Genomic DNA, 9,722 nt, shown 5'->3' with positions numbered 1-9,722 from the left:
CAGAGCCCCCGGTGATCCAGAAGGAGTGGACCGTCGGCGGGTCCAGATGGGTATAGGAGACAGGGCCTCCGGCGCCGGGGCGCGCGGAGCGGCGGCGCGATGGCCGCGAACCGACGGGCGGGCCAGCGCGATCAGGGTCAGCATGGTGGCGCCGATGACCAGAGCGAACACGCCGATGTCGAACAGCAGCGCGCTGGCCGTCGGAATCTCGCCGATGAGCGGCAGGTCCGCGTAGGCGAAATAGGTGGTCAGGAAGGGCCGGCCGAACAGCAGGGCGCCCAGGCCCGTGCCGGCGGCCAACAGAAGCCCGAGGCCCATCCAGCGCAGCGGCAGCACGCGCAGCCGCGCCTCCACCCACTGCGTCCCGCCCAGCATGTATTGCAGGATCATGGCGATCGAGCCCATCAGCCCCGCGGCGAAGCCGCCGCCGGGCAGGTCGTGGCCGCGCAGCAGCAGGAACAGCGCGACCATGCCGACCACCGGGAACAGCAGACGCGCGATCACCGACGGGATCAGCAGCCAATCGGCCACCGTGTCGCCCTCCCGCCGCTCCGGCCGGGCGATGTCGTAGGCGCTCTGGTCGCGCTGCTGCTCCGGCACGTCCACGCTGTCGGGGGCCGGGCGGAAGCGGCGCAGCAGCGCGTAGGCGGTCAGCGCCACCACGCCCAGCACGGCGATCTCGCCCAGCGTGTCGAATCCGCGGAAGTCGACCAGGATCACGTTGACGACGTTGGTGCCGCCGCCTTCGGTGTAGGCGCGCTCCAGGAAATGCTGCGCCAGGATCTCCGGCGGGAAGCGGGTCATCACGCCGAAGGCCAGCCCGGCCATGCCGAGGCCGGCGGTGATGGCGATGGCGAGGTCGCGCAGGCGGCGGCCCGCCCGCATCACCTCCGACGTGCCGGTGCCGGGAAGCCGCTTGGGCAGCCAGCGCAGGCCGAGCAGCAGCAGGATCGTGGTGACGATCTCGACCAGCAGCTGGGTCAGCGCGAGGTCGGGGGCGGAGAACCAGACGAAGGTGACGCAGGTGACCAGACCGGTGCCGCCGAGCAGGATCAGCGCGGCGAGGCGGTGGAACTTGGCCTGCCACGCCGCCCCCAGGGCGCAGGCCGCGCCGATCGCCCAGATCAGGGCGAGCACGGGGTCGATGCCCTGCGGCACCAGATTGCCCGGACCGAGCCCGCGCCGGTAGACCGCCCAGCCCGCGGCCAGGATGGCGACGCAGACGACCAGACGGAGCTGGGGCTGCAAACGCCGGGTGCCCAGCAGCCCCTCCAGCGACCGGGCGAGGCGCCAGGACAGGAAGACCATGCTGCGCTCGAACATGCGGCGGCCTTCCAGGCGGCTGATGAAGGGCGGGCCCTCGATGTTGCGGCGGAACAGCGGCTGCAGCAGGAAGTAGAGCGTCACGCCGGCCGCCAGGGCGAGCAGGCTCATCACCAGCGGCGTGTTGAAGCCGTGCCAGACCGCCAGGCTGTATTCGGGCGTCGCGGCGCCGAGCGCGGCGTGGGCCGCCATGTTCAGATACGGCCCCACGGTGGCGGCGGGCAGCAGCCCGATGATGATGCAGGCCAGCGCCAGGATCTCGACGGGAAGCCGCATCCAGGCCGGCGGCTCGTGCGGCAGGTGCGGCAGGTCGACCGGGTCGGGACCGAAGAAGGCGCCGTGGATGAAGCGCAGCGAATAGGCCACGGCGAAGGCGCTCGCCACCATCGCGGCGAAGGGCAGGATGTCGAGGAGGAAGGTCACGGACCCCTGCGCCGACAACGTCTCGGCGAAGAACATCTCCTTCGAGATGAAGCCGTTCAGCAGCGGCACGCCCGCCATGGCCGCCGCCGCCACCATCGCCAGCCGCGTCGTGAAGGGCATGAAGCGGTTCAGGCCGGACAGACGCCGGAGGTCGCGGGTTCCCGTCTCATGGTCGATGATGCCGGCGGCCATGAACAGCGACGCCTTGAAGGCGGCGTGGTTGATGATGTGGAAGATCGCCGCGACCATGGCGAGTTCGCTGTTGAGCCCGAGCAGCAGCGTGATCAGCCCGAGATGGCTGATGGTCGAATAGGCCAGAAGTCCTTTCAGGTCGTTCTGGAAGATCGCCACATAGGCGCCGATCAGTAGGGTGGCCAGACCGGCGCTGCCGACGATCCAGAACCACGCCTCCGTCCCCGCCAGCACCGGCCACAGCCGGGCCATCAGGAAGACGCCGGCCTTCACCAGCGTCGCCGAATGCAGATAGGCCGAGACGGGGGTGGGCGCCGCCATGGCGTGCGGCAGCCAGAAATGGAACGGGAACTGCGCGCTCTTGGTCAGGGCGCCCATCAGGATGAGGACCAGCGCCGGCAGGTAGAGCGCGTGTTCGCGGATCTTGTCGCCCGAGGCCAGAACGACGTCGAGGTTGTAGCTGCCGGCGATGTGGCCGAGCAGCAGCACCCCCGCGAACAGGCACAGCCCGCCCGTCGCCGTGATGGTCAGCGCCATGCGCGCGCCGTCGCGCGCCGCCGCCGTGTGATGCCAGTAGCCGATCAGCAGGAAGGAGAAGAGGCTGGTCAACTCCCAGAAGAAGGCGAGCTGAATCAGGTTGCCGGAGAGCACCACCCCCGTCATCGACCCCATGAAGGCCAGCAGGAACGCGAAGAAGCGCGGGACCGGATCGTCCGCCGACATGTAATAGCGCGCGTACAGCACGACGAGCGCGCCGACCCCGAACACCAGCCCGGCGAACAGCCACGCGAAGCCGTCCATCCGCAGCACGAGATCCAGGCCGAGCGACGGCATCCAGGCCATCGAATGGCGGATCACGCCACCCGCCGCCACCGTCGGGTAGGCGGCCCACACCAGACCCAGCCCGATGATCGCGATCGCACCGGCCAGCCACGCCGCGGTGTTGCGCGCGTGCGTCGGCAGCATCCCGGCGACGATCGCGCCGGCGAACGGAAGGCCGGTGGCGGCCAGGAGCAACAGGGCGTCGGACATGGTCTGTGACAATGGGGTCTCGGGCAATCGGGGGGCCAAAATGCTGAGAACTGTCGGCTTTACGAATATAGGAAGGATGCAGGTCCCTCGCCGCGCCGGCCGGACGTCGTCAGGTCAGAAATCGCTCGGTCAAAAATCGTCGTCGTCAGGCTCCCGTTCGGCGTTGGGGGGAAGCGCCTGCCGGACGAGCTGCACCACCGCGTCGGGCGTCTCCGCCTGACGCAGCTTGCGCAGGGATTGCGGGTCGCGCAGGGCTTGGCAGATCTCGCCCATGACGGGCAGCAGGCCCTTGCGGGTCGCGGTCGGCCAGAGGACCAGGAAGAACAGGTCCACCGGCTCGTCGTCGCGGGCCTCGAAATCGATGGGTTTGCGGAGCCGCGCGAACAGCACCAGCGGGTTTTCGGTCCCGCGCAGTTCCGTGTGGGGAAGCGCCACGCCCTTGCCCAGCGCCGTGGAGCCGATGTGTTCCCGCGCCTGCAGGGCCTTGAGAATCTCTTCCTTGGGGGCCGCGATGCGGCTGGACGCCTCGGCGGCGAGAAGGTCGAGCAGGGTTTCCTTGTTGGCCGGCCCGGCATCGAGGATGACGTTGTGTGCGGACAAGAGGTCCGAGATGTTCATTCCTGTCTCCATGGGTGGCAAACCTTCAATCTCCTGTTCTGAAAGACCGCGTTCCGTGCCGGGATGGCCCTGAAGCAACAGACTTCCAAATCGAATTCGGCACCCCTTGTCCGCGACGCCGATCGCCGCCGGGTCCGGTGGCCGCCCCACCCCACGGACACGCAGCCCCGGCAGGGCCCGCGCCTCGCAACACATCTCGTTCCTCTTCCGCCCTTGCCGCAGGCTCCCCACCCATTTTGGGAATGGAATCGCGCCCCGCAAGTGGCGGGGTAGCCATCCATCTACGTCTTGGCCGCGGCTGTAATCCCACAATCCGTGTGGCGGGCGTAAAAAAGCGGACGGGCGATGCGGGATGACGCCGCACGGAAAGCCGATCTGGGCAGAACACGGAAGTCTGAAAATTATCAACGACGTGCAACCCGCCCTCCCTTTCCCCATGGGGAAAGGCCCAAGGGGGAAAGGGAGGGGCGGTGCCGTCCCGTCCTTAAGCGAGCATCCGCACCGGCTCGCCGGCGTGCCAGGCGAGGATGTCGTCCAGCGCGTCGCGGTAGAAGACCTCGTAGTTCTCGCGGGTGACATAGCCCAGATGCGGCGTCAGCACCGTGTTCGGCGCCTCCAGCCAGGGGCTGTCCACCGGCAACGGCTCCACGGGGAAGACGTCCAGACCGGCCCCCGCGATGCGGTGCTCGTGCAGGGCCGCCAGCAGGGCGTCCCCGTCCACCAGACCGGCGCGCGAGGTGTTCACGAAGAAGGCCGAGGGCTTCATCGCGTCGATGTCCTCCGCCCCGACCACGCCGCGCGTCCGCTCGCCCAGCACCAGATGGACGCTGACGATGTCGGAGGTGGCGAACAGGTCGCGCTTGTCCAGCCGGGCGACACCCGCAGCGGCCGCACGCTCGTCGGTCAGGTTGGGGCTCCAGGCCGCGACTTCCATCCCGAAGGCCTGGCCGACCCGCGCCACCTGGGTGCCCAGCTTGCCCAGCCCGACAAGGCCGAGGCGCTTGCCGGCCAGCCCCTGCGTCAGGCCGGCCTGCCAGCGCCCGGCGCGCAGGCCGCGCTCCTCCTGCGGGATGCGCTTGACCAGAGCCAGGATCAGGCCCCAGGTCAGCTCGGCCGTCGGGGTGCCGACCATGCCGGTCCCGCAGACGGTGATGCCGCGGGCCTTGCAGGCCTCCAGGTCGATGGCGTTGTTGCGGCCCCCCGTGGTGACCAGAAGCCGCAGGTTCGGCAGCGCGTCGATCAGCGACGCGGGGAACGGCGTGCGTTCCCGCATGATCACCAGGACGCTGTAGGGGGCGAGCGTGCCCGCCAGCTCCGCCGCCGGGATCGGCCGTTCGAAGACCGTCAGCGCGCTGCCGTTGGGCAGGCGATGCCATTCCGCCAGATCGCGCGCGACGTTCTGGTAATCGTCGAGGATGGCGATCTTCATCACGGCTTCGCGAAGTACGGCGCCAGATTGGCCCGGATGCGCTCCAACGCCGGCGTGACCGCCTGCGGGACCTGGAAGGTCTGGCCTGTGATGGTCTCGAACGCCTCGATGTAGATGCGGGCGGCCTCGAGCACGACCTCCGCCGGGATTTCCGGGATGGCGTCCTTGTAGGGGTCGCAGCGCTGGGTCACCCAGCTCCGCACGAAGTCCTTGTCGAAGCTCTCCGGGCGCTGCCCGGCCTCGTACCGCTCCGGATAGCTGGCGGCGAACCAGTAGCGGCTGCTGTCCGGCGTGTGGATCTCGTCGGCCAGGATGATGTTGCCGGCCTCGTCGAAGCCGAACTCGTACTTGGTGTCCACCAGGATCAGGCCGCGCGCCGCCGCGATCTCGCGCCCGCGGGCGAACAGGGCCAGCGCCTTCGCCGTCACCTCGTCCCACTGGGCCTGGGTCAGCAGCCCGCGCTCCACGATCTGGGCAGCGGTCAGCTCCTCGTCATGGCCGGCGTCGAACGCCTTGGTCGTCGGGGTGATGATCGTTTCCGGCAGCTTCTGGTTCTCGCGCAGCCCATCGGGGAAGACGTGGCCGTACATCTCCCGCCGGCCCTTCTTGTACATCGTCCACAGCGAGGTGCCGGTGGTGCCGGCCAGATAGTCGCGGACGACGATCTCCACCGGCATGATGGTCAGCCGCTTGGCCACCACGACGTTGGGGTCCGGGTATTCCAGGACGTGGTTCGGGCAGAGGTCCTTCGTCGCCTCGAACCAGTAGCGGGCGATCTGGGTCAGCACCTGCCCCTTGAAGGGAATGGCGGTCAGGATGATGTCGAAGGCCGACAGCCGGTCGGTGGCGATGATGACGCGCCGCCCGTCGGGAAGGTCGTAATTCTCGCGCACCTTGCCCCGGTAGTGGTTGGGCAGCTCGGGAATGGCGGCGTCCTTGACGACGTTGGACAGATGCGGAGCAAGCTGAGCGGTATCGACCATGGTTCCAGATCCGGCAAAAGGGAGGCGCATGATAGCGCAATCGCCGCGCGGGGCCAGCGCGGTTATAGTCCCGAATCCGGGGAATGGGGACATCCGATGCGGGAAACGGGAGAAATTCAACTCTGTTATGCCGACCTGCGCGGTCTGGCGCACCGGCTGGAGGCGTTCCGCGCCCTGCTCTCCCCCGACGAGGCGGCGCGGGCCGCCCGTTTCGCGACGGAGGAGCTGCGCACCCGATGCGCGCTGCGGCGCGGGCTGCTGCGCCATCTGCTCGGGCGGGTGACGGGCCGCGACCCGGCGGGTCTGGCCTTCGCCTACGGGCCGATGGGCAAGCCCTCGCTCCCCGGCGGCCCAGCCTTCAACCTCGCCGACTGCAAGGATCACGTGCTGATCGCCATCACCCCCCATGAAACGGTGGAGCTGGGCGTGGACATCGAACGGCTGCGCCGACTGCCGGACGCGGCCGGAATCGCCGAGCGCTTCTTCGCGCCGGAGGAGCGCGACGCCTTCGCCGCTTTGCCCGAGGCGCAGCGGGACGAGGCGTTCCTGAACGGCTGGACCCGCAAGGAGGCCTTCATCAAGGCGACCGGCCAGGGGCTGTCCACGCCGCTCGACCGCTTCGCGGTGGAGCTGACTCCGGGCCGCCCCGCCCGCATGCTGAGCCTGGACGGCGCGCTGGAGGCCGGACGTGTTACGGACTGGTCGCTGTTCGACCTGCGCCCGGCGCCGGGGCTGGTCGGCGCGCTGGCGGTGCGCGGCGACGGCTGGCGCCCCGTGTTCCGGCCGCTGGGCGACGCGTTCAGCGCTTGACGATTTCCCAGGCGATGCGCGCCGGCTCCTCGCCCAGCTCCGTGGAGCCGATGACGATCTCGCCGCGCGGCGGCAGCGGCAGCGGTTCGCCGGGCTTCAGCCGCCGCGGCTCCGCCACCCCCGGCACGGCGATCTGGGTGCCGTTGCGGCTGAGATCCTCCACCACGAAGACGCCGTCCTGGCGCGACACCGCGGCGTGCCGCCGCGAGGCCGAGGCGATGTCCAGGACGAACTGGCACTGCGACGACCGCCCGATGACGATCTGCGTCCCGTCCTCCGGGATCGCCCGCGTCTGGCCGCGCCAGAACAGCACCAGCCGCTCCGCCGCTGCCTTCGAGACGTCGATCAGGACCGTCTCCTCGGTCGCCCGCGTCACGACCTCCCCGGCGGGAGGGGCCAGCAGGGGGATGCCGAGCGACCGTTCGGCGTCCGGAATCGCGGCGATCTTGGCGATCAGCCCCTCGGCCAGCGCGCGGGGAATGCCGGCGGCGCGCAGGCGGCGGCCCAGGCCGCTGCGCACGTCGTCCGTGCTGACGCCGGGGGCGACCAGCTCGCGGGCCGAGGTGATGCTCTCGAACTCGGTGGCGACCTGCCGGATCAGGACGCTGAGCTTGTTGCGCCCGAAGGGGCTGGTGGCGAGGTCGAGAAGATAGCCGATGCGCTGGGCCGGCGCCGGCAGGCGGGTGGCCAGACGCTGCACCGCCATGTCGAAGGACGCGTCCTGCCCCCCGGAACTCCACACCGTCTTGGCGCGCCGGGTCAGCGCCTCCGCCATGCCGGCGCCGCCCAGGAAGCCGTCGAAGTTGGTCAGCCGGTCGACGATGATGCCGAAGGATTTTCCCTCGGCGGCGGAGCCGGTGCGGGTCAGCGGGGTCAGGCCGGCCAGACCGCCCTGGATGCGGCGCAGCAGCGCCCGGCGCGTCTCGTCGAAACCGCCGCCGCCCAGCGCGTTGGACAGGGCCAGCAGCTCGTCGGTGTGGGGCAGCCGGTCGTCGAGGTCGCCGTGCACCGCCGCGATCAGGCTTTGCAAGGCCGCCCCCAGGTCGGGCGCGTAGCCGATCAGGGCGCGCACCGGCTCCCGCCCGTCCACCGTCTCCGCCAGCATCTGGTCGAGCAGGCGGCGGTTCGCCTCCTCCTCCCCGTCCTCGCGGTGGAAGCGCAGCAGCGCCTTGACCTTGCCGGGCCAGTCGCGGCAGGGCTCCAGCACCGCGGCGAAGGCGTGGGTGACCAGCCGGTCGCGCTCCTCCGGCGGACGCTCCGCCGCCGCCGCCAGCAGGCCGCCCACCCCGCCGCGGGCCAGCGCCGCGTCGAAGGGCGCCAGCGTGTCCGACGCCTGCGCCATCTCCTTCAGCCGGGTGAACATCCGCATGAGCTGGTCGTGGCGGTCGAACGGCTTCACGCCCAGCAACGGCGCCTGAAGGGTGGCGAGCCGGCTGACCGCCGGGTTGAACAGCAGCGCCTCCCGCTCGAAATAGCGCAACGGGTAATAGCGGTGGAGCTGCTCGGCCGGGATCACCGCCTGATCGTCCCAATAGCCGCGCAGCAGGCGCAGCAGCAGCATCCGGCTCTCGTAGGAAAAGAGCTGGAGCGCGTCGGTGCAGAGAGTGGCGGGGCCGACGTCGGACTCGTCGATGGGGGAGATGGTGGTTGGCTTCGCGCCACCGGAGGTGGACTTCTGGAAGATGACTTCTTCCTTGCCCGCCTGATTCACCATTAAAATTCGGACAACCGGAAATTTCGCGAGACGAAGCAGATACGCCGCGCGCTCCCGCGCCGCGGCCTCGTCGGGAAAGACGCCGTCGATGTTGGGTTTGCCGCCTTGCTCGACGACCACTTCGAACGTGAGGCTGCGGCGCCGTGACATCATGGGCTTTTCAACTCTTTCCCCAGAGGCGTGGCGTCTTTTGAGGACTTCATCGTACGGTAAGCGGACTTTCCGCGCAGCAAGATTCCTGGCCCGCCCAGGCGGGACCAACGATTGACGCGGATGCAGAGCGGTGCGTTGCGCTAGACTGGCCGTCATGCGGATCCCGACCTTCTCCATCCAGCTCCTGCTGGCCTGCGTCACCGCGGTGTCGGCCTGTGCGTCCCCCTATGGCGCCACCGGTCCGGACGACCGGGCGGCGATCGCCCGCAACGGCTTTTCCGCCGACGACGTCGGCTACGTGCTGTTCGATCCGGACAGCGGCGCCGTCCTGGCGGAGCGGCAGCCGGCCAAGCCCTTCGCCCCGGCCTCGGTCGCCAAGCTGCCGGCGATGGCCGCCGCCCTGGCGGTGCTGGGGCCGGACCACCGGTTCGAGACCACGCTGCACATCACGGGGCGGCTGGGGAACGGCGTTCTGGACGGCGACCTGATCCTCAAGGGCGGCGGCGACCCGTCGCTGTCCAGCGAAGGGCTGACGGAGCTGCTGCGCGATCTCGGCGCGCTGGGAGTGACGCGGGTGACCGGGCGCTTCCTCTACGACACCTCCGCCCTGCCCGAGATGGCGGAGATCGACTCCGGGCAGCCCTGGACCGCCGGCTACAACACCGGCGTCGGGGCGCTGTCGCTGAACTTCAACCGCTTCCGCTTCGACTGGGCGCGCCCCGCCGCCGGACAGCCGGTGCGGGTCAGCGCCTGGTCGGTGTCCGATGCCGGGCGCGTGCCGCTGGACAGCGTGACGGTGCAGCTTGGCGCCGGGGCCGGGGCCGCCTTCACCCCGCTCATCGCCGCGGACGGGCAGCCGGCCAATGGCGAACCGGAGGGCGAGCGCTGGCGCTTCGCCCCGCAGCCGGGCATGGCGGCCAGCCTGTGGCTTCCGGTCACCCGCCCTGGTCTGGCGGCGGCGCACGTCTTCCGCCGGCTGGCCACGGAGGCGGGGATCGCCCCTCCCGCCCCGGCCCCCCGCGCGGTGCCGCCGCACGCCACCCCC

Annotated in this window: 7 protein-coding genes; 2 read left to right on the top strand and 5 right to left on the bottom strand. The window is 70.2% G+C overall.

What is annotated here, in order from left to right; all coding sequences use genetic code 11:
- The 4 genes from GBZ26_RS22365 to GBZ26_RS22350 all read right to left on the bottom strand — a co-directional run.
- The coding region (locus GBZ26_RS22365; RefSeq protein WP_247884870.1) for a monovalent cation/H+ antiporter subunit A at positions 1-2,982 on the bottom strand (2,982 nt) is incomplete at its 3' end.
- A gap of 117 nt (positions 2,983-3,099) precedes the next feature.
- Positions 3,100-3,588: a PTS sugar transporter subunit IIA gene (locus GBZ26_RS22360; RefSeq protein WP_174440749.1), complete on the bottom strand. Its 489-nt coding sequence runs from the start codon at positions 3,586-3,588 to the stop codon at positions 3,100-3,102.
- Between the two features lie 484 nt (positions 3,589-4,072).
- Positions 4,073-5,017 (bottom strand): D-2-hydroxyacid dehydrogenase family protein, encoded by a 945-nt coding sequence (locus GBZ26_RS22355; RefSeq protein WP_174440748.1) that lies wholly within the window; start codon positions 5,015-5,017, stop codon positions 4,073-4,075.
- A complete protein-coding gene (locus tag GBZ26_RS22350; protein ID WP_174440747.1) occupies positions 5,017-6,000 on the bottom strand; it encodes a phosphoribosylaminoimidazolesuccinocarboxamide synthase in 984 nt (327 codons plus the stop codon). Before GBZ26_RS22350 ends, GBZ26_RS22355 begins: the two co-directional genes overlap by 1 nt.
- A 96-nt stretch (positions 6,001-6,096) precedes the next feature.
- Here GBZ26_RS22350 and GBZ26_RS22345 point away from each other — a divergent pair, with 96 nt between their 5' ends.
- On the top strand, positions 6,097-6,810 hold the full coding sequence (locus GBZ26_RS22345; protein WP_174440746.1) for a 4'-phosphopantetheinyl transferase family protein: 714 nt from the start codon (positions 6,097-6,099) through the stop codon (positions 6,808-6,810).
- Here the strand turns inward: GBZ26_RS22345 and GBZ26_RS22340 are convergent.
- The gene (locus tag GBZ26_RS22340; protein WP_174440745.1) at positions 6,800-8,677 is read right to left on the bottom strand and encodes an FHA domain-containing protein; all 1,878 of its coding nucleotides are present in this window, start codon (positions 8,675-8,677) and stop codon (positions 6,800-6,802) included. The two genes, GBZ26_RS22345 and GBZ26_RS22340, sit on opposite strands and share 11 nt — an antisense overlap.
- A 154-nt stretch (positions 8,678-8,831) precedes the next feature.
- Between GBZ26_RS22340 and GBZ26_RS22335 the strand changes: the two genes are divergently transcribed.
- The coding region (locus GBZ26_RS22335; protein WP_174440744.1) for a D-alanyl-D-alanine carboxypeptidase at positions 8,832-9,722 on the top strand (891 nt) is incomplete at its 3' end.

This window comes from Azospirillum formosense, assembly GCF_013340925.1.
GTDB lineage: Bacteria > Pseudomonadota > Alphaproteobacteria > Azospirillales > Azospirillaceae > Azospirillum > Azospirillum formosense.
This window is presented reverse-complemented; position numbering and strand designations above follow the sequence as displayed.

Coding starts and splice junctions, on each gene's coding strand:
- GBZ26_RS22360 (WP_174440749.1), bottom strand. CDS start 3,588: ATGAACATCTCGGACCTCTTGTCCGCACACAACGTCATCCTCGATGCC.
- GBZ26_RS22355 (WP_174440748.1), bottom strand. CDS start 5,017: ATGAAGATCGCCATCCTCGACGATTACCAGAACGTCGCGCGCGATCTG.
- GBZ26_RS22350 (WP_174440747.1), bottom strand. CDS start 6,000: ATGGTCGATACCGCTCAGCTTGCTCCGCATCTGTCCAACGTCGTCAAG.
- GBZ26_RS22345 (WP_174440746.1), top strand. CDS start 6,097: ATGCGGGAAACGGGAGAAATTCAACTCTGTTATGCCGACCTGCGCGGT.
- GBZ26_RS22340 (WP_174440745.1), bottom strand. CDS start 8,677: ATGATGTCACGGCGCCGCAGCCTCACGTTCGAAGTGGTCGTCGAGCAA.